The organism is Streptomyces canarius (assembly GCF_014650735.1).
In the GTDB taxonomy this organism is placed as follows: Bacteria; Actinomycetota; Actinomycetes; order Streptomycetales; family Streptomycetaceae; genus Streptomyces; species Streptomyces olivaceoviridis.
The window spans coordinates 58,694-84,630 of the sequence record NZ_BMVN01000039.1 but is presented as its reverse complement, the minus strand read 5'-3'; the positions used below and the strand labels follow the sequence as shown (position 1 = coordinate 84,630).

At 72.2% G+C, this 25,937-nt stretch carries 26 protein-coding genes; 15 read left to right on the top strand and 11 right to left on the bottom strand.

All coding sequences use genetic code 11. The features are described from left to right. The 3 genes from IE294_RS36080 to IE294_RS36070 all read left to right on the top strand — a co-directional run. Nucleotides 1-354: integrase core domain-containing protein (locus tag IE294_RS36080; protein WP_229917647.1), on the top strand; the 354-nt coding region annotated here is incomplete at its 5' end. A 289-nt stretch (nt 355-643) separates the two neighbouring features. Further along, complete coding sequence (locus IE294_RS36075) at nt 644-1,147, top strand: hypothetical protein (RefSeq protein WP_229917645.1); 504 nt, start codon at nt 644-646, stop codon at nt 1,145-1,147. 244 nt (nt 1,148-1,391) lie between these two features. Further along, the gene (locus IE294_RS36070; RefSeq protein ID WP_189893245.1) at nt 1,392-1,847 is read left to right on the top strand and encodes a GNAT family N-acetyltransferase; all 456 of its coding nucleotides are present in this window, start codon (nt 1,392-1,394) and stop codon (nt 1,845-1,847) included. A gap of 46 nt (nt 1,848-1,893) precedes the next feature. Here the strand turns inward: IE294_RS36070 and IE294_RS36065 are convergent, their stop codons facing one another. Together IE294_RS36065 and ku are read right to left on the bottom strand one after the other, a co-directional pair. Then, nucleotides 1,894-2,502 (bottom strand): hypothetical protein, encoded by a 609-nt coding sequence (locus IE294_RS36065; RefSeq protein ID WP_189893243.1) that lies wholly within the window; start codon nt 2,500-2,502, stop codon nt 1,894-1,896. Between the two features lie 242 nt (nt 2,503-2,744). After that, the gene (gene ku, locus IE294_RS36060) at nt 2,745-3,800 is read right to left on the bottom strand and encodes a non-homologous end joining protein Ku (RefSeq protein WP_189893241.1); all 1,056 of its coding nucleotides are present in this window, start codon (nt 3,798-3,800) and stop codon (nt 2,745-2,747) included. A gap of 54 nt (nt 3,801-3,854) precedes the next feature. On the opposite strand from ku, the gene ligD reads away from it, so the two are divergent. Beyond that, nucleotides 3,855-4,742 carry a non-homologous end-joining DNA ligase gene (gene ligD, locus IE294_RS36055; RefSeq protein ID WP_189893239.1) on the top strand — a complete coding sequence of 296 codons (888 nt, stop codon included), beginning with the start codon at nt 3,855-3,857 and terminating at the stop codon, nt 4,740-4,742. 267 nt (nt 4,743-5,009) lie between these two features. Here the strand turns inward: ligD and IE294_RS36050 are convergent, their stop codons facing one another. Beyond that, complete coding sequence (locus IE294_RS36050; protein ID WP_189893237.1) at nt 5,010-5,813, bottom strand: nuclease-related domain-containing protein; 804 nt, start codon at nt 5,811-5,813, stop codon at nt 5,010-5,012. 100 nt (nt 5,814-5,913) lie between these two features. Here IE294_RS36050 and IE294_RS36045 point away from each other — a divergent pair, with 100 nt between their 5' ends. The 5 genes from IE294_RS36045 (at nt 5,914) to IE294_RS36025 (ending at nt 11,486) form a co-directional block, all read left to right on the top strand. After that, nucleotides 5,914-6,420 carry a protein-tyrosine phosphatase family protein gene (locus tag IE294_RS36045; protein WP_189893235.1) on the top strand — a complete coding sequence of 169 codons (507 nt, stop codon included), beginning with the start codon at nt 5,914-5,916 and terminating at the stop codon, nt 6,418-6,420. Nucleotides 6,421-6,511: 91 nt separating this feature from the next. Beyond that, a complete protein-coding gene (locus tag IE294_RS36040; protein WP_189893233.1) occupies nt 6,512-7,237 on the top strand; it encodes a hypothetical protein in 726 nt (241 codons plus the stop codon). Further along, nucleotides 7,237-8,481 carry an ATP-binding protein gene (locus IE294_RS36035; RefSeq protein WP_189893231.1) on the top strand — a complete coding sequence of 415 codons (1,245 nt, stop codon included), beginning with the start codon at nt 7,237-7,239 and terminating at the stop codon, nt 8,479-8,481. Before IE294_RS36040 ends, IE294_RS36035 begins: the two co-directional genes overlap by 1 nt. A 153-nt stretch (nt 8,482-8,634) precedes the next feature. Next, on the top strand, nt 8,635-9,996 hold the full coding sequence (locus IE294_RS36030; protein ID WP_189893229.1) for an FtsW/RodA/SpoVE family cell cycle protein: 1,362 nt from the start codon (nt 8,635-8,637) through the stop codon (nt 9,994-9,996). 32 nt (nt 9,997-10,028) lie between these two features. Continuing rightward, the gene (locus IE294_RS36025; RefSeq protein ID WP_189893257.1) at nt 10,029-11,486 is read left to right on the top strand and encodes a penicillin-binding transpeptidase domain-containing protein; all 1,458 of its coding nucleotides are present in this window, start codon (nt 10,029-10,031) and stop codon (nt 11,484-11,486) included. Nucleotides 11,487-11,531: 45 nt separating this feature from the next. On the opposite strand, the gene IE294_RS36020 is transcribed toward IE294_RS36025, so the two are convergent. Both IE294_RS36020 and IE294_RS36015 read right to left on the bottom strand, forming a co-directional pair. Beyond that, the gene (locus IE294_RS36020) at nt 11,532-12,380 is read right to left on the bottom strand and encodes a hypothetical protein (protein WP_189893227.1); all 849 of its coding nucleotides are present in this window, start codon (nt 12,378-12,380) and stop codon (nt 11,532-11,534) included. 53 nt (nt 12,381-12,433) lie between these two features. Continuing rightward, nucleotides 12,434-13,543: a ferritin-like domain-containing protein gene (locus IE294_RS36015; RefSeq protein WP_189893225.1), complete on the bottom strand. Its 1,110-nt coding sequence runs from the start codon at nt 13,541-13,543 to the stop codon at nt 12,434-12,436. A 123-nt stretch (nt 13,544-13,666) separates the two neighbouring features. Between IE294_RS36015 and IE294_RS36010 the strand changes: the two genes are divergently transcribed. From IE294_RS36010 to IE294_RS35995, 4 genes are all read left to right on the top strand, one after another. Continuing rightward, a complete protein-coding gene (locus tag IE294_RS36010; RefSeq protein ID WP_189893223.1) occupies nt 13,667-14,605 on the top strand; it encodes an AurF N-oxygenase family protein in 939 nt (312 codons plus the stop codon). Nucleotides 14,606-14,731: 126 nt separating this feature from the next. Then, on the top strand, nt 14,732-15,382 hold the full coding sequence (locus tag IE294_RS36005) for a TetR/AcrR family transcriptional regulator (protein ID WP_189893221.1): 651 nt from the start codon (nt 14,732-14,734) through the stop codon (nt 15,380-15,382). Between the two features lie 10 nt (nt 15,383-15,392). Beyond that, a complete protein-coding gene (locus IE294_RS36000) occupies nt 15,393-15,695 on the top strand; it encodes a DUF8847 domain-containing protein (RefSeq protein ID WP_229917643.1) in 303 nt (100 codons plus the stop codon). 112 nt (nt 15,696-15,807) lie between these two features. After that, nucleotides 15,808-16,848, top strand: a complete 1,041-nt coding sequence (locus IE294_RS35995) for a C40 family peptidase (RefSeq protein ID WP_189893217.1) — start codon at nt 15,808-15,810, stop codon at nt 16,846-16,848. A 22-nt stretch (nt 16,849-16,870) separates the two neighbouring features. On the opposite strand, the gene IE294_RS35990 is transcribed toward IE294_RS35995, so the two are convergent. The 5 genes from IE294_RS35990 to IE294_RS35970 are packed head-to-tail and all read right to left on the bottom strand — an operon-like array spanning nt 16,871 to nt 22,574. Beyond that, the gene (locus IE294_RS35990; protein ID WP_189893215.1) at nt 16,871-18,124 is read right to left on the bottom strand and encodes a styrene monooxygenase/indole monooxygenase family protein; all 1,254 of its coding nucleotides are present in this window, start codon (nt 18,122-18,124) and stop codon (nt 16,871-16,873) included. Nucleotides 18,125-18,165: 41 nt separating this feature from the next. After that, nucleotides 18,166-18,822 (bottom strand): GTP-binding protein, encoded by a 657-nt coding sequence (locus IE294_RS35985; protein ID WP_189893213.1) that lies wholly within the window; start codon nt 18,820-18,822, stop codon nt 18,166-18,168. Then, nucleotides 18,803-19,228, bottom strand: a complete 426-nt coding sequence (locus IE294_RS35980) for a DUF742 domain-containing protein (RefSeq protein ID WP_189819047.1) — start codon at nt 19,226-19,228, stop codon at nt 18,803-18,805. The genes IE294_RS35985 and IE294_RS35980 overlap by 20 nt, the downstream gene beginning before the upstream one ends. Then, the gene (locus IE294_RS35975; RefSeq protein WP_189893211.1) at nt 19,225-19,728 is read right to left on the bottom strand and encodes a roadblock/LC7 domain-containing protein; all 504 of its coding nucleotides are present in this window, start codon (nt 19,726-19,728) and stop codon (nt 19,225-19,227) included. The genes IE294_RS35980 and IE294_RS35975 overlap by 4 nt, the downstream gene beginning before the upstream one ends. Further along, a complete protein-coding gene (locus IE294_RS35970) occupies nt 19,725-22,574 on the bottom strand; it encodes a sensor histidine kinase (RefSeq protein ID WP_189893203.1) in 2,850 nt (949 codons plus the stop codon). Before IE294_RS35970 ends, IE294_RS35975 begins: the two co-directional genes overlap by 4 nt. A gap of 383 nt (nt 22,575-22,957) precedes the next feature. On the opposite strand from IE294_RS35970, the gene IE294_RS35965 reads away from it, so the two are divergent. Beyond that, nucleotides 22,958-23,746, top strand: a complete 789-nt coding sequence (locus IE294_RS35965) for a protein phosphatase 2C domain-containing protein (RefSeq protein ID WP_189893201.1) — start codon at nt 22,958-22,960, stop codon at nt 23,744-23,746. 537 nt (nt 23,747-24,283) lie between these two features. On the opposite strand, the gene IE294_RS35960 is transcribed toward IE294_RS35965, so the two are convergent. Further along, entirely contained in the window at nt 24,284-24,775 is a 492-nt protein-coding gene (locus IE294_RS35960) for a MarR family winged helix-turn-helix transcriptional regulator (protein WP_189893199.1), read from the bottom strand. Nucleotides 24,776-25,016: 241 nt separating this feature from the next. Between IE294_RS35960 and IE294_RS35955 the strand changes: the two genes are divergently transcribed. Next, nucleotides 25,017-25,877, top strand: a complete 861-nt coding sequence (locus IE294_RS35955; protein WP_189893197.1) for a lysozyme — start codon at nt 25,017-25,019, stop codon at nt 25,875-25,877. The last annotated feature ends 60 nt before the right edge of the window (nt 25,878-25,937 follow it).

The following is a 25,937-nucleotide window of genomic DNA, read 5'->3' as shown; positions in this document are numbered from 1 at the left end:
TTTTCGAAGAACAACTACGCTCACTTCAACAACCCGGTGTTGCATCGACCGGTTGAACTCGCCCAGTTCCGCTCCCGGAAGTTCGTCCGGGCGCTCGACCGCCACCGGATGGCCGGATCGATAGGGAGGGTCGGAGCTGCTGGCGACAACGCAGCCATGGAGTCCTTCTTCAGCCTGCTGCAAAAGAACGTCCTCGACCGCCGTGTCTGGGCCACCCGCGAAGAACTCCGGATCGCGATCGTGACCTGGATCGAGCGGACCTACCACCGACGCCGCAGACAAACGTCGCTCGGCCGGCTGACACCCGTCGAATTCGAGACCGTCATGACCACGCCGGCCCTCAAGGCCGCGTGACCGCACCTGTCACCCGAACCTGCATCAGACCCAGGTGTCCCTGAGCGCAGGCGGCGAGTAGCCGCTCCGCTACGAAGCAGCTGACGGTTGCCGATCAGGGCAGTCGTCGGCGTGTATTCGAAACGCGGAGTACGGCCCTCGGGACTATCCAGTCCTCCAACCAGCCCGGAGTCCGCTGAGTGGTGCGGGCGGATGCCGCCGAGAGCCGTGATGTGGCTGGCTCCGCGCACGGGTTCGTCCTCGGAGCCCACCTGGTGCCGCCGTTGCGGGATGGCTCAAGCTGGCCCGCATGGATTGGTTGCCACTGCTCTCCACCCTGGCCGGGGCCGCGATCGGCATCGTCGCTCCTCTCATCGCCGATCGGAATCGGTGGAAGCGCGAGGATGCCAAAGAAGCCCTTCGGCTGCGGCTCGACGTCTACACGCAGTACACGACCACCGTGAAGGTCCTCGGTGAGACCCTGCGGGCTCTCGCCAAGCGGGAGCACCCGTCCGACGTCGAGCGGGCGCTCGCGCTGCGCGAGGCCTTTCGGGAGTCCGGCATAGCCATCGCTTCGGAACGGATGTGGCTCATCGCGCCCCAACCCGTCGTCAAGGCCTCCAACAACGTGTTCCACTGCCTTCGGAGCATCCGCGACGGCTACGTCGACGGCACCGCCGCCGGCAGTCCCGAGGACCGCGCCCGCTGGGAGGCACGCGGCAAGGCAGCCGCCGAGATGCGCAAGCTCATGCGTGAAGACCTCGGCGTCGGCCCACTCACCGAACGCCACAGCCCCTTGCTCGACGACGACTAGAACAACCCCACGGCGTAGTGACCTGCTTCTGCCCAGGTCAGAGCAGTTGTCTCGGAGCGGCCACCGCTCGGCGTGCCGGTCCCGCCCCAGGTTCGCGGCGTCGCATACGCTGCCAGGGCGTCCGACCTGACGTCCTTGCTGGTGCGTGCACACGACTGACTGCCGCCCGGCGGCTGCTCCTCGCCCCGGCCCGGCCGGCGTAGCCGTCGCATGAAGGAAGGGGTGTGGCATGAGGCCTCCCGGCGTGCACCTGCGGGAGATCACCGACGACAACCGGGATGCCGTTCGTGCCCTCCGCGTTCGACGTGATCAGAAGCAGTTCGTCGCCTCCGTGTCCAAGTCGCTCAAGCAGGCGGCACGGCATCCGGAGGCCAATCCCTGGTACCGCGCGGTGTACCTCGGCGACGAGCCGGTCGGCTTCGTGATGCTGTCGTGGAAGCCGCCGGCCGGTCCTTACGAAGGGCGGCACTTCATCTGGCGCCTCCTCGTCGACAAGCGGCACCAGAGGCGGGGGATCGGCCGGGAGACTCTCACGCAGATCGCCGCCCTGGTTCGTGCGGACGGCGCCACCGAACTGCTGACCAGCTACGATCCCGGCGACGGTGAACCGTGGCCCTTCTACCGGAAGTTCGGGTTCGAGCCCACCGGGGACATCGACGATGGCGAGATCGTTCTGCGGCTCACCTTTCCTGCTCAGTAATCCCGCAGGGGAAGCCGCAGCAAGTCAGCGCTGTGCCTACCTCGGTCTACTCGTTGGGCCCTCCGCTCCGAGGTGACAGGAGTCTGGCCCGGGTCTCCCTCATGAAGTCGGGCTCGGACCATGGGGTGCGTTGGTGGCGTAGGTTGCGTATGTGTCGGTGGGTGTGGGGGCGGAGCAGCCATCCCCAGGGGGTCAGTTCTCTTCTCATCGCCAAGAGGCAGATTTCCTGTTCCGGTTGGTTGTCGTAGGGGAAATACGCCCTCCCGGACATTTCGGGGTCGGTCGCGACGGGGGGTGTGTTCCAGGCCTCAAGGCGGTGTGGGCCGGCATGGCGGCGGGTCTGCTGGAACAAGTCGGCGTATGCCTGACCGACCACGTGGGAATCCATGAGCAGAAGGTTCTGGTACAGGTTGATTTTCGTGAAGACGTCGCTGATCTGCTGGGCCAGCGCCGCCCTGGTCTGCGGGTCTGACGCGGGGCGGCATCTGATCAGGTAGGGGAGGTCTTCGTACGAGTGAATGACCTGGAGCGCCTCCGCGTACATGCGGCTCTTCTGCTCGCGCCGCTTGGCGTGCTGGTTGATCCAGTAGCCCATGAGAGCCACCAGCGCGGTGGTGAACGCGGCCAGCAGAGTGGCCGTCGAAGCAGCATCCATCGTCGCCGGCGCCCGGGCAGGCGCCTCCCCCCTTCGCGCGACCAAGACCCTGAGGGCAGGTTCGGCAGGCGAGGGGTCTGCGTAAAGAGCGCGAATCGGACAGGTTGCCCCAGCGCCTGCGGTGCCGGTGACGCTGTCGGCCCGGGGCCGGGCAACCGAGAGACCGGGGCGAGGGTCGAGACGTTGGGTGTGCCGAGGATGTGGGGGACCGCGCGGTCAGCCCTCACGGGCCCGTATATCCCTCATGCCGTCCTCTTCCGTGACGCCGTCTTCTTCGTCGTCGTCTTCTTCGCCGCCGTGCTCTTCCCGGTCCCCGTGGTCTTCGTGGAAGCCGTGCTCTTCGCGCTCGTCGCCTTCTTCGTTCCCTCCGCCGTCCTGGCCGTCGACTTGCGGGCAGGTGTCGTCTTCTTCGCGGCGGCCGTCTTCTTCGTCGAGGTCGACTTCTTGCCCTCCGTCTCCTTCGGCTCGGCCCGGCCCCGGCGCAGGGGTCTGACCTCGGCCTCCTCGCCGGGGGGTGGGGTGCCGCGGGACTCGCGGGCCGCGCGGACGCTGTTCTCCAGCGCGGCCATCAGGTCCAGCACCTTGCCGCCGGCGGCGGGCTCCGGGACCTCGGGCGGGGCCTCGCCGGAGGCCTTCGCGGCGATGACCTCCTCCAGCGCCTCCCGGTACTCGTCGTGCAGGTCCTCCAGGTCGACCTCGCCGAGGGTGTCCATCAGGGCGTCGGCGAGGTCGAGTTCCTTGTCGCGGATGGTGACGGCGGTGTCGGGGGCGACGCCCTCCGGGGACCGGACCTCGTCCGGCCAGAGCAGGCCGTGCATGGCGATGGCGTCGCCGACCACGCGGAGCATGCCGAGGCGTTCCCGGCCGCGCAGGGCGTACTTGGCGATGGCGACCTTGTTGCTGCGTTTGAGGGCCTCGCGCAGGAGGGTGTACGGCTTGGCGGCGGGGGCTCCGCCGGCGGCCAGGTAGTAGGCCGCGCCCATCTGGAGCGGGTCGATCCGCTCGGCCGGGACGAAGGCGACGATGTCGATGGTGCGGGCGGTCGGGATCGGGAGGTGGGAGAGGTCCTCGTCGGTGATCGGGATGATCGAGCCGTCGGCGTCCTCGTACGCCTTGCCGATCTCGCCCTGGCTGACCTCGCGGTCCTCCAGTTCGCACACCTTGCGGTAGCGGATGCGGCCGTTGTCCTCGGTGTGGATCTGCCGGAAGGAGATGGCGTGGCTCTCCGTGGCGTTCACCAGCTTGATCGGGATGCTGACGAGCCCGAAGGAGATGGCGCCGTTCCATATCGATCGCACGTGCCGCACCCTTCCCTTTGCCGATTTTTCCGGTTCGTCTGGGATTGTCATCCTATGACGCCTATCACAGAGGTGGAGGGGCGCCGGGTCGCGCTGAGCAACCTGGAGAAGGTGCTGTATCCGGAGACCGGCTTCACCAAAGGTGAGCTGCTGCACTACTACGCGACCACCGCGACGGCCCTGCTGCCGCACCTGCGCGACCGGGCGGTGTCCTTCCTGCGCTATCCGGACGGGCCCGAAGGGCAGCTCTTCTTCACGAAGAACGTGCCGCCGGGTACGCCCGAGTGGGTCACCACGGCCGAGGTCCCGCGGTCGTCGGCGGACAGCCCGGCCCGGATGGTCGTGGTGCAGGACCTGCCGAGCCTGGTCTGGGCGGCGAACCTCGTCACCGAGTTCCACACCCACCAGTGGCTGGTGCGGTCCCCGCAGGAGGCGGACCGGCTGGTCTTCGACCTCGATCCGGGCGCGCCCGCGACGATCGTGCACTGCTGCGAGGTCGCCCTGTGGCTGCGGGAGCGGCTCGCGGCGGACGGGATCGTGGCGTACCCGAAGACCGCGGGGTCGAAGGGGCTGCATCTGCTGGCGGCGGTGCGCGGGAGTTCCTCCGAGGGGACGTCCGACTACGCGAAGGCGCTGGCGGTGGAGGCCGAGCGGGCGATGCCCCGGCTGGTGGTGCACCGGATGACGAAGAGCCTGCGGCCAGGGAAGGTGTTCGTCGACTGGAGCCAGAACGCGGCGCGCAAGACCACGGCCACCCCGTACACCGTGCGCGCCCGCCGCCTCCCCCTGGTGTCCGCGCCGGTGACCTGGGAGGAGGTGGCCGACTGCCGGAGCCCCGGGCAACTGGACATCCACGCGGAGGACATGGCGCCGCGCTTGCAGGACCACGGGGACCTGATGGGGCCCCTGCTGGACCGGCGGTCGGCGACCCCGTTGCCGTAACGGCACGCGAGCCCGTGCGGGCCGCCTCCGCCGGAGATCCCGGGCCATCCCGCACCCCGCCCGGCCGGACCCGGCCCGCCGGCTCCGTGTCCGTCATGATCCACAGCCCACGCGGGCCTCCCTCACCACAGCCGGCGCCTCCACGTCCCCGGCTCAGGCACCCCGGCCCGCCGGCCCCGCACCCGCCATGATCCGCACCCCGCGCGGGCCGCCCTCACTCCCCCGGCGCCTCCACGTCCCCCGGCTCAGGCACCCCACCCGGCGTCGCTACAGCCTCCCCCACGTCCTGCGGTCCCGGGCCATCCCGTGCAGCGCCTCCACGTCCCCCGGCTTGAGCACCCCGCCCAGCCGGGCCAGGCCCGCCAGCTCCGTGTCCGTCATGATCCGCAGGCCGCGCGGCCGGGCCGTCACGGTCACCTCGGACGGGCCGACGAGGGCCAGCAGCGGGCGCACCTCGGCGGTCAGGGCGTAGGAGGCGCGGTCGGCGTCGGCGCGCAGCCGGCGCATCAGCGGCTCGGCCTCGTGGCGGCCCAGGGTGACCATGGGGTCGGCGACCAGGACCCGGCTCTTGCGGGCGTACAGGGCGTGGACGGCGTACAGACCGCCGGGGCCGATCACCAGGTGGTGGATGCGGTCGCCGCCGGGCAGGGGGAGGGAGTGCAGGGTGTGCCAGCCGGCCCCTTCCAGGCCGTCCAGGGCCTCGCCGACGGTCTGCTCGGCGGTCAGGGCGCGCCGGCGCGGGTCGGGGCGCAGCCGGTGGACGGGGCCGGGGTCGCGGTCGAGGGCGACGAGCAGGGCCTCGCCGGGGCGGTTGGGGGCCAGGTCGTCGTCCGGGTGCAGGGTCAGCCGGGCGAGTTCGGCGGGGGTCGGGACCGGGGGCGGGCCCACGGTCACCGGGCCGGTCAGGAAGGGCTTCAGGGCGTGGAGCACATCGTCCCTGCTGTCCTCGCCGAGCAGGTTGACCCGGCCTGTCTCACGGTCGTACCAGGCGATATTGCTGCCGTCCTCGCGGCAGACGTACAGCCGCTCCCGGCCGTGCCGGAAGGCCGGCACCACGCGCAGTCCGCTCATGCGCCATCACCCCTCGACCATGGGAACAGGCGGGGTGCTCCCGGGGCAAGACCGGTTACCGTGGAGGGCGGCCCGGTGAGGGGGAGTTGGGGAGGCGCCGTTGCGGACCCGCGGAAAGCAGCCCGACGTGCCGGCTCCGGACAGCCCGTGGAGCGAGATCGTGCCCGGCCTGTGGATGGGCGGGCACGAGTTCCGGGGCCGGTCCGGAGGCCTGGAGTTGGCCGTCGTCCATGACGAGTTCGACGTGGTGCAGTCCTTGCTGCGGCTGCCGGGATACGGCCCTGATCCGGGTGTGGAGCACCATGTGTGGCCGATCCCGGACGGTCCGCTGGACGGGACGCAGCTCGCCGGGGTGATCCGGCTGGCGCGCGCGGCGAACGAGGCGCTGGACGCCGGCCGCCGGGTGCTCGTGCGCTGTTACCACGGGTACAACCGCTCGGGGCTGGTGATCGCGCACGCCCTGGCGCAGCGCGGTGACTCCGCCGACCAGGCGATCCAGCTGATCCGGGCCCGGCGCTCGGCCTGGGCGCTGCACAACGAGCTGTTCGTGGAGTACCTGCGGGCGGGTCTGACGACCGTGCGGCTGCTGGAGGAGCTGGCCGAGTAGCCCCGCCGGGCGCCGGGCACGACCAGCCGGTCCCCTGCCCCACTCCCGACCCCGGAAGCAGCACAAAGCTCACTTCCGTCAGAATGTGACCATGCCAGTCCGCCGTCCCGCGCGCACCGCCCTCGCCGTGGCCGCCGTCGCCCTGCTCTCGGGGACCGCGGCGGCCTGCGGGGACACCGGTGAGCTGCGCGGCGCCGGGCCGACCCCCACCGCCGTCAGCCCCGCCAAGCTCTGGCCCGATCTGCGCCCGGCGTCCAGCCCGGCCTACCCGTACGACGTGGCGACCCGGGCGACCGTGCGGGGCGTCGTGGTCCCCGGTGACGACATCCGCGCGGTCGACCCGGTGGACGTCGTGGAGGCGGAGCTGAAGGCGCACCCCGACGACTACGGGTCGAAGGGCGCCTTCCACGGGACCGTGGACCGGATGAAGGAGTGCCGGCCGGGCGGGGACCGGGCCCGGTGCCCGCTGCTGAAGCCGTACTACCGGGACCTCACCGGGGACGGCCGGGCCGATCTGACGCTCGGCTTCCGGCTGTACCCGACCAACCAGACGGCCGTACGGGTCTACACCGTCGAGCGGCACAGGCTGGTGCAGGTGCTGGCGGACAACGACGCGATCATCGGGGTGGAGCTGGCCGGGCGGGCGCTGATCGAACGCTCGCCGGCCGACATCTCCGGCTACGAGTACCGCACCACCTGGCTGTGGGACCCGGGGCAGCGCGCGATGGTGTTCTCCCGCGACGAGTACCTGCACGTCGGCGACGGCAGGCACGGCAAGACGCCATCCCCGTCGCCCTCCCCCGCGCAGAGCCCGTGATGAGGCTCGCGCTCCCCCAGTGGGCCGGGGCCCTCGCCGTCAAGGCCGCCGCGTTCATCACGGTGATGTGCTGCGCGCTGGCCGCGCTGCTCGGCGTGCTGGTGCATGTGTCGGTGCGGAACCAGACCGTCGGCCAGGCCCGTGACCTGGCGCTGTCCCGGCTCGCGGACGCCACCGAGGCGTACGAGGCCGGGGACACGCTGCTGCCGGGCGCCGGCGTGGACCCGGAGGGTCTGCCGGCGTCGCTGCGGACGCTGGCGCTGGCCGGGAAGCGCGGCACGATGGTCGCCTCGCACCGGGGGCGCCCGACCATGTGGGCGGCGGGACCGGCGGCCGGGCACCGGGCGCTGGCCGTGGAGGTCGACTACTCGCAGCAGTCCCGCACCATCGCCGGTCTCGACCAGTCGATCCTGTGGTCGTCGGGGCTGGCGATCGGTGCGACCGTGCTGGTCGGCGTGTTCGCGGTGACCCGGGTGACCCGGCGGCTGCACGGCACCGCGCGGGTGGCCCGGCGGATCAGCGCGGGCGACCTGGACGCCCGGGTGGACGACCCCCGGACGAAGGACCCGACCCGCCCGCAGGACGAGGTGGCGGTGGTGGCCGCGGCGCTGGACTCGATGGCGGCGAGCTTGCAGGGCAAGCTGCTGAGCGAGCAGCGGTTCACCGCGGATGTCGCGCACGAGCTGCGCACTCCGCTGACGGGGCTGCACGCGGCGGCGGAGCTGTTGCCTCCCGGGCGGCCGACGGAGCTGGTCCGGGACCGGGTGGCGGCGCTGCGCACGCTGACCGAGGACCTGCTGGAGATCTCGCGGCTGGACACCGGGCGGGAGCGGCTGGAGGTCGACACGGAGGAGCTGGGCGCGCTGGCCGGGCGGGTGGTGCGGGCGTCCGGTACGGAGACGGAGGTGCGGATCCTGCGGGACGCGCGGGTGGAGACCGACCGGCGGCGGCTGGAGCGGGTGCTGGGAAACCTGGTGGCCAACGCGCACAAGCACGGGGCGCCTCCGGTGGTGCTGACCGTGGACGGGCCCGTGGTGACCGTGCGGGACCACGGGGGCGGGTATCCGGGGTACCTCGTCGCGCACGGGCCGCAGCGGTTCCGTACGGAGGGCGGTGCCACGGGGCACGGGCTGGGGCTGACCATCGCGGTGGGGCAGGCGGAGGTGCTGGGGGCGCGGCTCTCCTTCGCCAACGCGGTGGACGGGGGCGCGGTGGCGACGTTGGCGTTGCCCGTGGCCGAGTAGGGCTCGGGGCCGCCGGTGGGTTCCGGGCCTGCACCGTGTGTGGTTGTTCGCGCCCACGCGGCGGAGCCCGCATGTCGACACGGCCCCGAGCCCCTTCGGGGGCGCGGCCCCGCCCTCCCCACACAAGAGGCCCCATTTAGGTAGGTTCCGGGCATGACGAAGGCCGGAACCACCCTGGCGGCGGCTCCCGCTCCCGCGCGTGCCGTGCGCCTCCCCCGGCGCCGGGGCGTCGAGCTGTCCCTGCTCGTGCTGGCCGTCCTGCTGTCCGTGTACGGCTACTGCGCGGTGGGGCTGGCGCGGGCCGGTACCGTGCCGCCCGGTGCCGTCGGTTACGGCGCCGGGCTCGGCGTGCTCGCCCTGTTCGCCCATGTCGCGGTCCGCCTCCGGGCGCCGTACGCCGATCCGCTGCCGCTGCCCATCGGCGTGCTGCTCAACGGGCTCGGGCTGGTCCTGATCTACCGGCTGGACCTGGAGACACCGGGTGACCGGGCGGCCCCCGCGCAGCTGGTGTGGTCCACGCTGGGGGTGGGGCTGTTCATCGCCGTCGTGCTGGTGCTGCGCGACCACCGGGTGCTCCAGCGGTACGCGTACGTCTGTGTGGTGGCCGCCCTGGTGCTGCTGGCGCTGCCGATCCTGTTCCCGCCGGTCAACGGGGCCCGGATCTGGATCCGGATCGCCGGGTTCTCCATCCAGCCGGGCGAGTTCGCGAAGGTGCTGCTCGCGGTGTTCTTCGCCGCCTATCTGGCCGCCAACCGCAGCGCGCTCGCGTACACCGGGCGCCGGCTGTGGCGGTTGCAGTTCCCGACCGGGCGGGTGCTCGGGCCGATCCTGACGATCTGGCTGGTGAGCGTGGGCGTGCTGGTGCTGGAGCGGGACCTCGGGACCTCGCTGCTGTTCTTCGGGCTGTTCGTGGTGCTGCTGTACGTGGCGACCGGGCGGACCGGCTGGATCGCGGTCGGGCTGCTGCTGGCCGTGCTCGGCGCGTTCGCCGTGGGGCGCCTGGAGCCGCATGTGGGCGCGCGGATCGAGGACTGGCTGCACCCGTTCGCCACCATCGAGGCCGGGCAGGGTCCCAACCAGCTCTCCCAGTCGCTGTTCGCCTTCGCCGCCGGCGGGTTCCTCGGCACCGGGCTCGGGCTCGGCCACTCCATCCTGATCGGCTTCGCCGCCAAGTCGGACTTCATCCTGGCGACCGCCGGCGAGGAGCTGGGACTTGCGGGGCTGGCGGGGATCGTGCTGCTGTACGCGCTGCTGGTGGAGCGCGGCTACCGGGCGGGGCTGGCGCTGCGCGAGCCGTTCGGCCGGCTGCTCGCGGTCGGGCTCGCCACGATCGTGGCGTTGCAGGTGTTCGTGATCGCGGGCGGGGTCACCGGGCTGATCCCGCTGACCGGCATGGCGATGCCGTTCCTCGCCCAGGGCGGCTCGTCGGTGGTCACCAACTGGGCGATCGTGGCGCTGCTGGTCCGGGTGAGCGATTCGGCGCGCAGCCAGTACGACGGCCGGGAGGCGCGGTGACCGAGTACGGCCTTCCCGACGGCGGGCGCCCGATGGGGAAGTACATCCGGCACGCCTGCGTGTTCTGCGCGCTGCTGCTGGCGGCCCTGCTGGCCAACGCGACCCGGGTGCAGGTCGTGCGGTCCGAGGATTACAACGGCAGTCCGGCGAACCGCCGGGCCGCGATCGCCCGGTACCAGGTGCCGCGCGGGAACATCCTGGTGGGCGGCGAGCCGGTCACCGGGTCCGTGGACACCGGCGAGCAGCTCCGCTACGAACGCACCTACGGCAACGGCCCGTTGTACGCGCCGGTCACCGGCTTCTCCTCGCAGAAGTACGGCACCACGTACCTGGAGCACGCCGCGGACGGGGTGCTCTCCGGCACCGACCCGATGCTCGCGCCGCTGCCGCTGTGGAGCGACGTGGCGCGGGCGCCGAACCGCGGCGGGGATGTCGTCACGACCCTGAACCGGCAGGCGCAGGAGGCCGCGTTCCGGGGGCTCGCCGGGCGGAAGGGCGCGGTGGCCGCCATCGAACCGGCCACGGGCCGGGTGGTGGCGCTGGTGAGCAGCCCGTCGTACGACCCCTCGGAGCTGTCCGGCAACAGCGAGGCGGTGACGTCGGCGTGGGCGCGGCTCAACCAGGACCCGGAGAAGCCGATGCTCAACCGGGCGGTGCGGCAGACCTATCCGCCGGGGTCGACGTTCAAGGTGGTCACCGCGGCGGCGGCGCTGGACGCGGGCGTGGTGACCGACCTGGACGGGCGCACCGACTCCCCCGACCCCTACCGGCTGCCCGGCACCACCACCCGGCTGACCAACGAGGGCGACGGCTGCCGGGACGCCTCGGTGCGGGACGCCTTCGAGTGGTCCTGCAACACGGTCTTCGCCAAGCTGGGCGTGGACGTGGGGGTGCGGGACATGGCGGCCACGGCCCAGGCGTTCGGGTTCAACGACACCGGGGTGCGCATCCCCTTCGCCGTGGCGCCCAGCACCTTCGACACACGGGTGGACAAGGCGCAGCTCGCGCTGTCCTCGATCGGGCAGTACAACACGCGGGCCACGCCGTTGCAGATGGCGATGGTCGCGGCGGCGGTCGCGGACGGCGGCCTGCTGCGTCCGCCGTACCTGGTGGAACGGACCACCCGGCACGGCGGCGAGCCGGTCTCGGGCAGCGCGGCCCGGCCGGGGCGGCAGGTGATGCGGCCGTCCACGGCGGCCCTGATGAAGGAGCTGATGGCCGGCGTGGTGGAGGACGGCACCGGCACCAACGCGGCCATCCCCGGCGCGCTGGTCGGCGGCAAGACCGGCACCGCCCAGCACGGCGTCGGCAACGCCGGGGTGCCCTACGCCTGGTTCGTCTCCTGGGCGCAGGCCGAGGACGCCCCGGAGCCGCAGGTGGCGGTCGCGGTGGTGGTGGAGGACGCCTCGGCGGACCGGGGCGAGATCAGCGGCGGCGGGGACGCGGCGCCGATCGCGCGGGAGGTGATGCGGGCGGTGCTGGGGCGGTGAGGGGTCGGCGAGCCGGCCCCCGCGTCTCCGAGCGGACCATGAGGGTCAGCCGATCGGCCGGCGCATCTCCGAGCGGATCGTGAGGGTCTTGCGCGCGAACGCCTCCAGGTCGACGTCCGAGGGGTCCTGGTCCATGGCCGCCGTGGCCACCTCGGCGACCGTGGCCCCGGTGTTGCCGTCGGCCCAGGCGCACACCGGCACGGTGATCTTCGTGCCGAGATGCTCCTCGGTCATCACCTCGCAGCTGATGGTGACGCCGTCCAGCTCGAACTTCTTCGGCGGTACGGCGATCGTCGCGCTGTCGCCCTCGCCGGCGCCCTTCATCATGTTCTTGCGGGCCTCTTCGGCGTTCTTGAACCGGCCGTACATGCCGGACACCACCAGGGTGCCCTTGGTCTCGTCGCCGCCGGGGCTGTAGGTGCCGACCACGCCGTGGATGTCCTTGGCGTCCCAGGCCCCGTCGGCCTCCTCACTGATCTTCTTGCCCTCGGACCCGGAGAGGTCGTCGACGAGTGCGTACGTCCCGTCGAGCAGCTTGCCGGGCAGGGTCAGCTTGTGCTCCGCCGCGGGGAAGCCGCTCTCGGCCACCATCCCGAGCACGACGAGCAGCACCACGACGGCCGCGACGACACCGCCCACGATGCCGAGCACCAGACCGATCCGCCGCTTCTTCGGGGGCGGGGCCATCGGCGGCACGCCCCAGCCGGGGTAGGGCTGCTGCTGCGGGTAGGACTGCTGGGCCGGGTACGGCTGCTGCTGCGGGTAGGGCTGCTGTGGATACGGGGAGCCGTACGGGCCGGGGGCCTGCGGCGGCTGCCGGCCGTACGGCCCCGGCTGCTGCGGGGGCTGCTGGCCGTAGGGGCCGGGATTCTGCGGCGGTGGAGGCATGGACACGCCAGCACGCTACTGCACCCGGGTGACGGACCGGCACCGCGTTCCGCGCCCGGTCAGTCCTCCGCCGCCCCCGACTCGATCGCCCGCTCCACCTCGGCCACCCGTTCCCGCTCCTCGGCGGCGAAGCGCTCGGCGTCCAGCCGCTCGGCCAGTTCCTCGTCCTGGGCCATCAGCAGGTCAAGGTCGGAGTCACCCAACTCCAGCACGCCCATGTCCACATAGGCCCGCTGGAGCCGCTCGCCCCACAGGCCGATGTCCTTGACGCACGGGACGATGCGGCTGAACAGCAGCTTCCGGAAGAGCCGGAGGAACTCGGACCGCTCGCTCAGCGCCTCCGCCTCGGGCTTGGGGATGCCGAAGTTCTCCAGCACCTCCACCCCGCGCAGCCGGTCGCGCATCAGGTAGCAGCCCTCGATGACGAACTCCTCGCGCTCGCGCAGTTCGGCGTCGGTGAGCTGCCGGTAGTAGTCGCGCAGCGCCATCCGGCCGAAGGCCACGTGCCGGGCCTCGTCCTGCATGACGTACGTCAGGATCTGCTTCGGCAGCGGCTTGTTCGTCGTGTCCCGGATCATGCCGAAGGCGGCCAGCGCCAGGCCCTCGATGAGCACCTGCATGCCGAGGTAGGGCATGTCCCAGCGGCTGTCGCGCAGGGTGTCGCCGAGCAGCGACTGGAGGTTGTCGTTGACCGGGTAGACGAGGCCCGTCTTCTCGTGCAGGAACCGGCCGTAGATCTCGGCGTGCCGGGCCTCGTCCATGGTCTGGGTGGCGGAGTAGAACTTGGCGTCCAGGTCGGGCACCGACTCCACGATCCGCGCCGCGCAGATCATCGCGCCCTGCTCGCCGTGCAGGAACTGGCTGAACTGCCAGGAGGCGTAGTGCCGGCGCAGCTCGCCCTTGTCCCTCCGCGAGAGCTTGTCCCAGTACGGGGTGCCGTACAGGGACATCGCCTCGTCGGGCGTGCCGAGGGCGTCGTACGGGTCGACCTCCAGGTCCCAGTCGATCCGCGTCCGCCCGTCCCACTGCTTGTCCTTGCCCTTCTGGTACAGGGCGAGGAGGCGGTCGCGGCCGTCGTCGTACTCCCAGCTGAACCGGGCCGCGCCGGCGGCGGGGACCTGCCAGGGGGAGTCTCCCGGCTCGTTGGCGTAGAGCTCATGGGTCGGCATACCCCGCAGGCTCACACGCAGACGCCGGGTCAACAAGTCACGCGCCAGGGATTGACGGCCTTGCTGACAGGCAGTCTTATAAGAGGCAGGACGACTACCACCGGGTAACGAGGTGAGGGAGCCATGACGACCCTGACGGAAGCGGACGCGCTGGACGGGCTGCGCGACGCGCTCGGCCTGCTCAAGGACCGGGAACAAGTGGCCGAACGGCTGCTCGTCTCTTCCGCCAAGCACTCCTTCGACCCGGACGAGGAGCTGGACTGGGACGCGCCCTTCGAGGAGGGCAAGTGGTTCTGGCCGCCGGAGCTGGTGTCGCTGTACGACACGCCGATGTGGAAGCGGATGAGCGAGGAACAGCGCATCCTGCTCTCCCGGCACGAGGCCGCCGCGCTGGCCTCGCTGGGCATCTGGTTCGAGATCATCCTCATGCAGTTGCTCGTCCGGCACATCTACGACAAGGCGGCGACGAGCGCGCACGTGCGGTACGCCCTCACCGAGATCGAGGACGAGTGCCGGCACTCGAAGATGTTCGCCCGGCTCATCTCGCACGGCGGCACGCCCTGGTACCCGGTGAGCCGCGCCCACCAGAACCTCGGCCGCCTGTTCAAGACGATCTCCACCACCCCCGGTTCCTTCACCGCCACGCTGCTCGGCGAGGAGGTGCTGGACTGGATGCAGCGGCTGACGTTCCCCGACGAGCGGGTGCAGCCGCTGGTCCGGGGGGTCACGCGGATCCACGTGGTGGAGGAGGCGCGGCACGTCCGGTACGCCCGTGAGGAGCTGCGGCGCCAGATGGTGACCGCGCCGAAGTGGTCCCAGGAGTTCACCCGGGTCACGTCGGGCGAGTTCGCCCGCGTCTTTTCGGTCGCCTTCGTCAACCCGGACGTCTACACCAACGTCGGCCTGGACAAGCGGGAGGCGATGGCGCAGGTGAAGGCCAGTGCGCACCGGCGGGAGGTCATGCAGACGGGCGCGAAGCGGCTGACGGACTTCCTGGACGACATCGGGGTGCTGCGGGGTGTGGGGCGGCGCTTGTGGAGGTCGTCGGGCCTCCTGGCCTAGGGAACCGCGCCGGCCGAAGGGGGCGCGGGGGGTGTCGCTATGCGGCTCCGCCGCACGGGCGCGGGCAACCACTGCCGACCGGCCACTGGACGGCGGCCGAAGCCGCGCGGCGATTAGGCTGCGGGCATGACCCCGTCGGCCACCCCCGCATACCGTCGGCTCAGCGTCGAGGAGCGACGAAGCCAGCTCCTCGACGCCGCCCTCGGCCTCTTCGCGCACCGCGCGCCCGAGGACGTCTCCCTGGACGACGTGGCGGAGGCGGCCGGGGTGTCGCGCCCGCTGGTGTACCGGTACTTCCCCGGCGGCAAGCAGCAGCTCTACGAGGCCGCGCTGCGCTCCGCCGCCGAGGAACTGCGGCAGTGCTTCGACGAGCCCCGCGAGGGGCCCCTGCTGTCCCGGCTGTCCCGCGCCCTGGACCGCTACCTGACCTTCGTGGACGAGCACGACACCGGCTTCAGCGCGCTGCTCCAGGGCGGCAGCGTGGTGGAGACCTCCCGCACCACCGCCATCGTGGACGGGGTGCGCCGGTCCGCCGCCGAGCACATCCACCAGCACCTCGGCGTCACCGACCCGGGCCCCCGGCTGCGCATGACCGTCCGGATGTGGATCACGGCCGTGGAGGCGGCCTCCCTGATCTGGCTGGACGAGGACAAGCAGCCCCCGGTGGAGGAGCTGCGCGACTGGCTGGTGGAGCAGTTCCTGGCCGTTCTCACGGTCACCGCGGGCCGGGACCCGCAGACGGCCGCGCTGGTCACCGCGCTGTCGGCGGATGGCTGAGACTGGACCCGTGAAGAGCCAGGACACCCCCTTCGAGGGCGGCCCCATGGACGGGCGCGTGCTGCCCGTCCTGGTCGGTCCCACCGGGCACCCCCCGAAGACGTACCGCATCCCCGTCCCGGACCCCGGGGGCGGCCCGCCCACGGTGCTGGTCTACCGCCGCGTGCCCCGCGGGCACAGCAGACGGCTGGGGCTGGTCCAGGGGTGGAAGTACCGGTACGACCCGGACGACAGGTCGGGCGGGAAGCTCCGCTGGCCCTGGTCCAGGCCGGACGCCACGCCGTCCGGCAAGCCGGACGACGCGAACGGGTGAAACCACTGCGCCGAACCGCGCACGCTTCGTACCCAGCCGGCACCGACACGTCTGATTATCGGGTTGCGCTGGGAAGTGGAGATTCCGCTTCCCTCGCAGCGGAGGTGATGACGTGTCAGGAAGGCTTCTGCGTCTGGCCTGTACGACGGCGGTGGCGGCCCAGGCCGTCCTCGCACCCGTGCCCGCCGCGGCCACCCCGGACCCCCAGCGGTCCGTGGCCGAGCTGCTGACGGACCTTCAGCAGCTCTACCGGAAGACCGAGCAGGCCACCGAGACCTACAACGCCACGACCGTGGCGCTGGAGCGGCAGCGCGCCGAGGTGGCCCGGCTCGACGGCGAACTCGCCGGCGCCCGGCTCGTCCTGCGGGACAGCCGGACCGAGGCCGGGCGCCTGGCCCGGCAGCAGTACCAGAGCAGCGGCGGCCTCGGGCCGTACGTGCGCGTGCTCCTCGCGCCCGACCCGCAGCACGCGCTGGACGAGGGCCACGTCCTCGGCGAGCTGGCACGCCAACGGGCCCGTACGGTGGCCCGGCTCACCGCCGCGGAGCAGCGCAAGGACGCGCTGGCCCGCGCGGCCCGCAAGGCCCTGGACACCCAGCTCGGCCTGGCCGCCCGGCAGAAGCGGCAGCGCGACGACGTCCAGGGCAAACTCGCCGACGTGGAACGCCTGCTGGCCGGTCTCACCCCGGCCCAGCTCGCGGCCGTGGCCCGGCTGGAACAACAGGGGGTCACCGCAGCCCAGCAGCGCCTGACCACCGCGGGCGCCCTGCCCGCCGACCGCGCGACCACCCCGGCCGGCGACCGTGCCGTCCGCTACGCCATGGACCAGGTGGGCAAGCCGTACCAGTGGGGCGCGCAGGGCCCCGACGCGTACGACTGCTCGGGCCTGACGTCACAGGCCTGGTCCCACGCGGGGACACCGATCCCGCGCACCAGCCAGGAGCAGTGGGACCGGCTGCGCAGGGTCCCGCTGAACCGGCTCCGGCCGGGCGACCTGGTGGTCTACTTCCCGGAGGCGACGCACGTGGCGATGTACGTGGGCGGCGGGAAGGTCGTACAGGCGCCCAGACCGGGCGAGAAGGTCACGGTGTCACCGATCGCCAGCTATCCGGTCCTGGGCGCCGTACGTCCCGGTACGGACGGGCCCGGTTAGCCCCCGCGGGGGGGCGAACCCGTCAGGCTCCGGTGACCGAGGCCAGGTACGCGGCCGTCTTCTCCGGGTCGTAGAAGAAGTCCTCGAAGTCGGCCGGATCGTTGAACCCGTTGGCGAATCGATTCGCCACGGGCTGCAACTGCCCGGCCGCGCCGATGAGGTTCAGGATGTGCTCCGGCGGCGGCGCCAGCATCGCGTTCGTCCACTTGGTGACGTGCTGGGCGGTGGCCCAGTACCGGTCGAACGTCTGCCGCATCCACTCCTCGTCGAACGGCTTGTCACCGTGCTCCACGATCGACGCGAGGTACGCGGCGGCGCACTTGGCCGCCGAGTTGGACCCCTGGCCGGTGATCGGGTCGTTGGCGACGACCACGTCGGCCACGCCCAGCACCAGCCCGCCCGAGGGCAGCCGGCCGATGGGGTTGCGGACGGTCGGGGCGTAGCGGCCGGACAGGGTGCCGCCCGCGTCCGTGAGTTCGACCTTCGTGGCCCGCGCGTACTCCCAGGGCGTGAACCTCTCCATGAGTTCCAGGGTCAGGGAGAGGTGCTCCGCCGGGTCCTTGACGCCCCGGAAGACGTCGAGCGGGCCGCCGGGTATGCCCTCCCAGAACAGGATGTCGGCGCGGCCGGACGTGGTGAACGTCGGCATGACGAACAGCTCGCCGACCCCGGGGACCAGGTTGCAGCGGACCGCGTCGAACTCCGGGTGCTCCGGGCGCGGACCGAGCCCGTGGACGTACGCCACCGCCAGCGCCCGCTGCGGCTCGCTGTACGGGGAGCGCTCCGGGTCGCGGGCGAACATCGAGACCAGCTCGCCCTTGCCGGCCGCGACCAGGACGAGGTCGTAGGCGCGGGAGAAGTAGTCCAGGTCGCCCACCGCCGCGCCGTGGATGACCAGCTGGCCGCCGCGCTGGGCGAACGTCTCCATCCAGCCGGCCATCTTCACCCGCTGGTCCACCGACTGCGCGTACCCGTCGAGCCTGCCCAGCCAGTCGATCGCCCGCTGGGTCGGGCCCGGGTCGTGCGAGCCGGGCGCGGCGACCGAGACACCGAGTCCTTCGATCTTCGGGGCCTGGGACTCCCAGAAGTTCAGCTGGAGATCGCGCTCGTGCTGGAGTGCGGTGGCGAACATGCACTGCGTCGACATGACCCGGCCGGAGCGGATCTCGTCCGCGGTCCGGTTCGACATCAGGGTGACCTCGTAGCCGTGCGACTGAAGGCCGAGGGCGAGCTGGAGGCCGGACTGGCCGGCCCCGACGACGAGTATCTTCCGCATGCGGGTGGTGCCTCCTACGGGATGAGGACGAGGGGTGAGGACTACTCCGGGGTTTCGTCCAGCGCGTGGCCCACCAGGGCCAGGAGGACCTCGATCGCCGAGATCCGCCGCCGCGCGTCCATGATCATGACAGGAATGTGCGCCGGTATCGTCAGCGCCTCCCGCACGTCCTCCGGTTCGAACCGCTCGCTGCCGTCGAAGTGGTTGACCGCGACGACGTACGGCAGCCCGCAGCTCTCGAAGTAGTCCAGGGCCGGGAAGCAGTCCTTCAGCCGGCGGGTGTCGGCCAGGACGACGGCGCCGATCGCGCCGCGCACCAGGTCGTCCCACATGAACCAGAACCGCTGCTGGCCCGGCGTGCCGAACAGGTAGAGCACCAGGTCGTCGTCGAGCGTGATGCGGCCGAAGTCCATGGCCACGGTGGTGGTGAGCTTGCCCGGCGTGGCGGACAGGTCGTCGGTCCCCTCGCTGGCCTCGGTCATCAGCGCCTCGGTCTGGAGGGGCGTGATCTCCGAGACGGAGGTGACGAGCGTGGTCTTGCCGACGCCGAAGCCGCCCGCCACCACGATCTTCGTCGCGATGGGGGCGCGCGTCCGGTCCGTCTGCCAGGACTTCAGGTCCTCGTCCGGTTCGGTGAACCCGGCGACGAGGGGGGTGCCCCCGAAGGAGGCGGCGGCGTCAGAGACGGCGGAGTCCACTCAGCACCCTTTCCAGCAGAGCGCGGTCCGGGCGGCCGGTGCCGTGACCGGTTCCGGTGCCGTACACACGGATCTTTCCCTGGTCCGCGAGATCGCTCAGGAGTACGCGGACCACGCCGAGCGGCATCTTCAGCAGCGCGGCGATCTCGGCCACCGTGCGCATACGGCGGCACAGTTCGACGATGGCCCGCATCTCCGGCATGACCCGGGTGGTGAGCGAACCGTTCGTCAGTTCCTTGCGCTCCTCGGGGGCCTCCAGCGCCGCCACGAACGTCTCCACGAGGAGGACGTGGCCGAAGCGGGTACGGCCGCCGGTGAGCGAGTAGGGGCGGACGCGGGCGGGCTTGCGGTCGCCGCCGCGGACCGGGAGCTGTGTCTTGTCCGGTTTCTCCGGAGTGCCGGTCATCGGTCGCTCCCCGTCGACTCGGCTTCCAGGCTCTTGCGTAGTTCGCTGCGGAGCTCGGGCGTCAGGACGTGGCCGGCGCGGCCGACGAAGAGCGCCATGTGGTACGCCACGACGCTCATGTCGGACTCGGCGGAGCCGTGCACGCCGAGCAGCGAGCCGTCGCTGATCGACATCACGAACAGGCTGCCCTCCTCCATCGCGACCATCGTGTGCTTGACCCCGCCGAACTCCAGCAGCTTGGCGGCGCCGACGGTGAGGCTGCCGATGCCGGAGACGATGGTGGCGAGGTCGGCGGCGGAGCCCCGGGGGCCGGTCCGCTTGGTGTCGCGGGACTGGCGGGCCTCCTCCGTGTGACCCGGGTCGGACGACAGCAGGAGCAGCCCGTCGGAGGAGACCACGGCGACGGACTGGATGCCGGGTACTTCCTCGACCAGGTTGGTCAGCAGCCAGTGCAGGTTGCGGGCTTCACTGCTCAGTCCGTAGGTAGTGGGCGCGGTCAACTGCTTGCCTCCTCGGCTGTGCCCCCCGTGGCTTCTTCGGCGTGTGCGTGGCCGGCCGGCCGCCGGTTGCCGGCCGTCTGCTCGGCGATCTCCGCCTCTACGTCGCGGTAGCCGGCCTGGGCGCCGGTGCGGAAACCGCCGAGCCTGCGGCGCAGGGCTTCGGCGTCGACGCTGGAGCTGCGCTGGCGGGGCGGGGTGGTGGGGGCGGTGATCTTCGGTGTGCGCTTGGGGAGCCCCTTGCTGGTGAGCCGCTCCTCCTCCCCGGCTTCGCGGGTCGCCTGCGGCGCTTCGCCGGGTGCGTGCGCCTCGGCTTCGCCTGCGGCGTCCGGGTGCCCGTCCGCACCACCCGTGCGGGTCTCGTCGTCGGATGCGGGGGGCTCCTGCGGGGTGTGCTCGCCGTCGGCGGCCCGCGGGTCGTCGAGGCGGCCGGTCACCGGGTTCGTGGGCTCCGCCGGTGCGTTCGGGAGCAGCAGCTCCATCGTCGTCTCGGCGTACGTCTCCGCCGGGGCCTTCGGGCGGGTCTCGATGTCCTGGGCGGGCTGGGCGGCCTGCTCGTGGGCCTCCGCCGGTGCCTGGCCCGGGGACTCCTCCGCTGCCTTGGCGGCGGCCTCCCGTACGGCCTGTTCCGCCAGGGTGACCAGGGGGTCCTGGTGCTTGGCGCGGGTGGGCAGGACGTTGGAGTTGGCCTCGGCGTCGGCGCCGGGGAGGGTGAAGGTGCCCGTGGCGCCGGGTGCGGTGCTCTGCGGCGGGAGTGCCGTGGGCGCGGCCTCGGCCAGCAGGGAGGCCGGGAGGACCACCACCGCCGCGATGCCGCCCTGCTTCTGCTCGCGCAGCTGGACGCGGACGCCGTGCCGGTGGGCGAGGCGCGCGACGACGTACAGACCGAGGCCGAGGCCCTCCTCGCCCTCCTGGTCGTAGAGGGACTCGGGGTCGAAGTCGCCGAGGCGGCCGTTGAGGGTGTCCAGGCGCTCGGCGGTCATGCCGATGCCCTCGTCCTGGACCGACAGCATGACCTCGCCCGACTCCAGGAGCCAGCCGGAGACCTCGACGGGCAGGTCCGGCGGGGAGAACGAGGTGGCGTTCTCCATGAGTTCGGCCAGCAGGTGGGAGAGGTCGTCCGCGACGAAGCCCGCGACGTGCACGTGCGGCGGGAGGGCCGCGATGCGGACGCGCTCGTAGCGCTCGATCTCGCTGACCGCCGCCCGGACCACGTCGACCAGCGGCACCGGGCCCGGATGCTGCTGGACGTGCTCGGTGCCGGCGAGGACCAGGAGGTTCTCGCTGTGCCGGCGCATGACCGTGGCGAAGTGGTCCAGCTTGAACAGGGTGGCGAGGCGGTCGGGGTCCTGCTCGCGGTCCTCCAGGCCCTCGATGACCGCCAGCTGGCGTTCGACCAGGCCCAGGGTGCGCAGGGCCAGGTTGACGAAGGTGGAGCCGATGCTGGTGCGCAGCCGCTCCAGCTGGGCGGTGGACTCGGCGAGCTCGGCGCGCAGTTCCTCGCGGGCGTCGGCCATCTTCTGGCGCTGGCCCACCAGGTGCTTGCGGTCGGTCTCCAGGGTGGCGACCCGCTCGTGCAGCGTCACGGTGTGCGCGTGCAGGGCGTTGACCGAGCGGACCACCTGGGCGAACTCGTCGTTGCGGCCCGTGAAGGCGATCGGCTCCTGGGCCGTCGGGTCCTCGGACCCGGCGAGGCGGGCCGAGCCGCGGCGCAGGACCGACAGCGGGCGGGTCAGGGAGCGGGCCATGGCCGTGGCGATGCCGACCGCGACCAGCATCAGCGCGCCGAGGACGGCGACGCGGATCTCCAGGGCGGTGACGTCGTCGTCCCGGAGCTTCGCGAGGTCCTTGGTGCGGCGGTCGTAGAGCGCCGACTCCGCGCCGCGCATCAGGTCGACACGGGCGGACAGGGCCGCGTCCAGCTTCTTGGTGCTGGTCGTCAGCTCGCTGTCGGCGAGGGTGGGCTGGTCGGTGAGCGAGGCGAGGTACGTGTCGGCCGAGTTGACCTCGGGGCCGGTGACCGTGGAGTCGTAGGAGTCCACGGCCGCCTTCGGCGCGGTCTCGCGGAAGTCCGCGAGGGCCGCGGCGCCGCGCAGCCGGGCCTGCTGGGCGGCGGCGGTGAGCGCGTCGCGCTGTTTGCGGTCCGCTTCGGTGCTGGTGGCGGTCGTGGTGGGCAGACCGGTGACGGGGTCGATCACCGTCTGGGTGCTGGACGGGACGTTCAGCGCGGCCAGCAGCAGGCCGCGGGCGGCGGCGGACTGCTGGACGGCGGAGTCCAGTTCGGCGAGGGCGTGACCGCCGGAGCCGGCCCGCGGGGGCGTCTGCTCGGCCAGCTGCTCGGCGAGCCGGTGCAGCGCGGTGATCGTCGCCGAGTACGCCTGGTGGGCCTGGAGGGCGCTGGTCTTGCCGGTGAGGGCGCTCCGGCGGAGCGCGTCGATGCCGTCGAGGGCGGTGCGCAGGCTCGCCGGGGTGCCGGTGTCGGCGCGCAGCTCCTCGACCTGCCGGTCCACCCGGGCACTGCGGTCCTCGGAGGGCGCCTTGTCCTTGGGGCGGCCGGCCGCGACGTAGGAGGTGACCTCGTCGCGTTCGTCGGCGAGGGAGTGGGCGAGGGTGAGCGCGTCCTGGGTGCGGGTGGCCAGCGTCACCAGGTCCTGGGAGTCGCTGACGTCCTGGGAGGCGCTGAGCAGTGCGGGTGCCCCGGCTCCCGCGACGGCGGCGGCCACCACGGCGACGGCGACGATCAGCCGGGTCCGCACATGGGTGGGGCGACCGGAGCCCACGGGGGTCTGGGGGACGGTCCCCTCGGGGGCCGTCTGCCTGCCTGTGCGCCGAGGCCGCTTCTTCTGCACCGGTGCTCGCATTCCTGAACTCGTCTACCCAGGGGCCCGGGTGGTGCCCCGTCAGCTCGTGCCAAGTGGTGCGTACACCCGGTTCGTACGGTTCCCGACCCTCCCAGCGCCGGTGGGCAGTGGTCGCGCATCACCTGACCCGCCACCCGAAGGAGTGAACATCGGAGGGGAGTTGGCGGGCAAGTTCCACTGGCGCGTGCCGCGCTCTTGCGCGGCGGGCCGGTTGGACGCGCGCGGCAGGCTTTGGCAGTATTCGCCGCCACGCCTTCCCGGAGTGGATCATTCTCGCCCAAACCAGGCGCCTGACCTGCGAGGTCGTGAGAATTCACCGACTGGTGCCAGCCTTTGGCACACCATGTGAAGAGCTCGTGCAGACTGGCTGGATGCGCACTGATCTCGTCTCGGAACCCGGCGACGCGTCCCGCCCCAACGAGGACTTCGCCGGTGTCGGACTACCCGCCTCCGGACAGGGAGGTTGCGTGATCGTCCTGGACGGAGTGACTCCGCCCAGCGGAGGGACCGGCTGTCTGCATTCCGTCCCCTGGTTCACCGCGCGACTGGGCGGTGCGCTGACCGAACTGACCGTTTCGGGCCGAGATCTGACGCTCTCGGAGATTCTCGCGCGGGCGATCCGGCGCACCGCGGACGTTCACGCGGACACCTGTGAGCTTTCTCACCCGCGAACCCCTCAGGCAACCGTCGCCCTGACCCGCTGGTCCGCCACCGAGGTCGAGTACCTGGTGCTGTCCGATGCCGCGCTGCTGCTGCGGGGACCCGACGGCACGGTCACCCCGGTGCTGGACGACCGGCTGGCCCGGCTGCCCCGCTCCGCGCTCGCCACGGACGCGCTGGTCGACGCGAACCTGCGCAACAAGGAGGGCGGCTTCTTCACCGCCGCCGCCGACCCCGCCGTGGCCGCCCGGGGGGTCACGGGCACCCTGCCCCGGCAGGAGGTCCGGGCGCTGGCGGCGCTGACGGACGGCGCGACCCGCTGGACGGAGACGTTCCGCGAGGGTGACTGGACGGCCCTGTTCGACCTGGTCGCCAAGGAGGGCGCCCGGTCGCTGGTGGAGCGGGTACGGGAGCTGGAGACGGCGGACCGGGAGGAGCGGGCGTTCCTGGGACGCGGCAAGACGCACGACGACGCGACGGTGGCGTACGTGGAGCTGTGACGAAGGGGACGGGGGCGCCGGGGGGCGGGACGCCGAGGCCGGGGGCGCCGGGGAGCGAGACGCCGGGACCGGGGACGCCAGGGCGGCACGCCGGGACCGGGGACGCCAGGGCGGCACGCCGAGACCGGGGACGCCAGGGCGGCACGCCGAGACCGGGGACGCCAGGGCGGCACGCCGAGACCGGGGACGCCAGGGCGGCACGCCGAGACCGGGGACGCCAGGGCGGCACGCCGAGACCGGGGACGCCAGGGCGGCACGCCGAGACCGGGGACGCCAGGGGGCCGGGTTCAGCGCCGGCGCCGGCTGCACGCCCAGCCTGGACCGCACGCCCAGGCCGAGCCGTCCCGCCGTACCGGACCGCATGCCCAGGCCAGACCACACTCCCAGACCGGACCACACCCCCAGGCCGAGCCGTTCCGCCGTACCGGACCACACGCCCAGGCCGGACCGCACCCCCAGGCCGAGCCGTTCCGCCGTACCGGACCGCACCCCCAGGCCGGGCTGATTCGGCGGGCCGGGCCGCCGCGGCGGTGCGTGTTATTTCGCCATGACGCCGTTCAGCTCGTGCAGCAGCCGGGCCAGTTCGGCGACCTCGCGGCGGTCCCAGTGGGCGAGCTGGCGGACGTAGCGGGCGCGGCGGGCCTCGCGGACCGTGCCGACGCGGCGGCTGCCCTCGTCGGTGAGGGTGACGAGCCAGGCGCGGCCGTCGGCCGGGTCGGGCTCGCGGGCGATCAGGCCCAGGTCCTCCAGGGCCCGCAGCTGGCGGGACATGGTGGCCTTGCCGACCCCGATGTAGGCGGCGAGTTCCGTGGCCCGCTGGCCGCCCAGTTCGTCCAGCCGGATGAGCAGGCCGTACGCGGAGGACTCCAGGTCGGGGTGGACCTCCCGGGCCATCTCGCCCTGGCTGGACCGGGCACGCCGGAGCAGCACGGTCAACTCGCGTTCCAGCGCCAGGAATTCCTGGTCTGCACCACTGGGCGTCATCTGGCCGACGGCGCCGTCCGCGCCGCCGTTTCCGTCCTCGTGCACGTCAGCACCCCTGCTCGGTTTCGCGGTCCTGAAAGTTTCTGTCAAAAGTCGTCATTGCCGCAGCTCTGCCAGTATTTCGCAGGCGTAGACCAACGGCGTCGCCCGGACCCCCTTCCCACGCCCTCATCTACGTGCGTAGCTTCTCTACCACGTCGTTAATGGCATGCCCACGCCAGTGGGCCGACGGTCGGTGTCGCAGTCCCACGTCACTCCCCCCACTCCACTCCCCCGGAGGCACGTCATGCCCGTGCTCAGACCCGGCTCCACCCGCTCCGTCCACTCCCCCCGCTCCCCCGTGTCGTTCCGCCCGCGCCCCCTCGCCGTTCTCCTCACGGCCCTGCTCGCGGCGCTCTCCCTCACCCTTCCGCTCACCTCCGCCCAGGCCGCGAGCACGCCCAGCCGCGGCTCCGCCTACATGGGCATGGGCGTCCTCGCCCACGACGGCCAGGACGGCACGCCCAGCACCGGTGACGCCACCCAGACCGAGGGCGTCGACGTCTCCGGCTACCAGGGCAACGTCGCCTGGTCGACCCTGTGGAACAGCGGGGTCCGGTGGGCGTACACGAAGGCCACGGAAGGCACGTACTACACGAACCCGTACTTCGCCCAGCAGTACAACGGCTCGTACAACGTCGGCATGATCCGCGGCTCGTACCACTTCGCCACCCCGGACACCACCAGCGGCGCCACCCAGGCCAATTACTTCGTGGACCACGGCGGCGGCTGGTCCCGGGACGGCAAGACGCTGCCCGGCGCCCTCGACATCGAGTGGAACCCGTACGGCGCCGCCTGCTACGGCAAGACCGCGAGCCAGATGGTGAGCTGGATCGCCGACTTCATCAACACCTACAAGGCCCGCACCAGCCGCTACCCGGTCATCTACACCGCCACCAGCTGGTGGACCCAGTGCACCGGCAACTACGGCGGCTTCGCCGTGAACAACCCGCTGTGGATCGCCCGCTACGCCTCCGACCCGGGGACGCTGCCGGCGGGGTGGTCGTACTACACGATGTGGCAGTACACCTCCTCCGGCCCGACGGTCGGCGACCACGACAAGTTCAACGGCGCCCTGGACCGGGTGCAGGCCCTGGCCCTCGGCTGACGGCTCCGCGGTGGCCCCTGCCGTGCGGCAGGGGCCACCGTGTGCGCCGCCTTGCGTTGG

What these genes read in the sequence shown, in the direction of transcription:
- IE294_RS36075 (WP_229917645.1), top strand. Translation starts at nt 644, where the DNA reads ATGGATTGGTTGCCACTGCTCTCCACCCTGGCCGGGGCCGCGATCGGC.
- IE294_RS36065 (WP_189893243.1), bottom strand. Translation starts at nt 2,502, where the DNA reads ATGGATGCTGCTTCGACGGCCACTCTGCTGGCCGCGTTCACCACCGCG.
- ligD (WP_189893239.1), top strand. Translation starts at nt 3,855, where the DNA reads ATGACGCCTATCACAGAGGTGGAGGGGCGCCGGGTCGCGCTGAGCAAC.
- IE294_RS36050 (WP_189893237.1), bottom strand. Translation starts at nt 5,813, where the DNA reads ATGAGCGGACTGCGCGTGGTGCCGGCCTTCCGGCACGGCCGGGAGCGG.
- IE294_RS36040 (WP_189893233.1), top strand. Translation starts at nt 6,512, where the DNA reads ATGCCAGTCCGCCGTCCCGCGCGCACCGCCCTCGCCGTGGCCGCCGTC.
- IE294_RS36035 (WP_189893231.1), top strand. Translation starts at nt 7,237, where the DNA reads ATGAGGCTCGCGCTCCCCCAGTGGGCCGGGGCCCTCGCCGTCAAGGCC.
- IE294_RS36030 (WP_189893229.1), top strand. Translation starts at nt 8,635, where the DNA reads ATGACGAAGGCCGGAACCACCCTGGCGGCGGCTCCCGCTCCCGCGCGT.
- IE294_RS36025 (WP_189893257.1), top strand. Translation starts at nt 10,029, where the DNA reads ATGGGGAAGTACATCCGGCACGCCTGCGTGTTCTGCGCGCTGCTGCTG.
- IE294_RS36015 (WP_189893225.1), bottom strand. Translation starts at nt 13,543, where the DNA reads ATGCCGACCCATGAGCTCTACGCCAACGAGCCGGGAGACTCCCCCTGG.
- IE294_RS36010 (WP_189893223.1), top strand. Translation starts at nt 13,667, where the DNA reads ATGACGACCCTGACGGAAGCGGACGCGCTGGACGGGCTGCGCGACGCG.
- IE294_RS36005 (WP_189893221.1), top strand. Translation starts at nt 14,732, where the DNA reads ATGACCCCGTCGGCCACCCCCGCATACCGTCGGCTCAGCGTCGAGGAG.
- IE294_RS35990 (WP_189893215.1), bottom strand. Translation starts at nt 18,124, where the DNA reads ATGCGGAAGATACTCGTCGTCGGGGCCGGCCAGTCCGGCCTCCAGCTC.
- IE294_RS35980 (WP_189819047.1), bottom strand. Translation starts at nt 19,228, where the DNA reads ATGACCGGCACTCCGGAGAAACCGGACAAGACACAGCTCCCGGTCCGC.
- IE294_RS35965 (WP_189893201.1), top strand. Translation starts at nt 22,958, where the DNA reads ATGCGCACTGATCTCGTCTCGGAACCCGGCGACGCGTCCCGCCCCAAC.
- IE294_RS35955 (WP_189893197.1), top strand. Translation starts at nt 25,017, where the DNA reads ATGCCCGTGCTCAGACCCGGCTCCACCCGCTCCGTCCACTCCCCCCGC.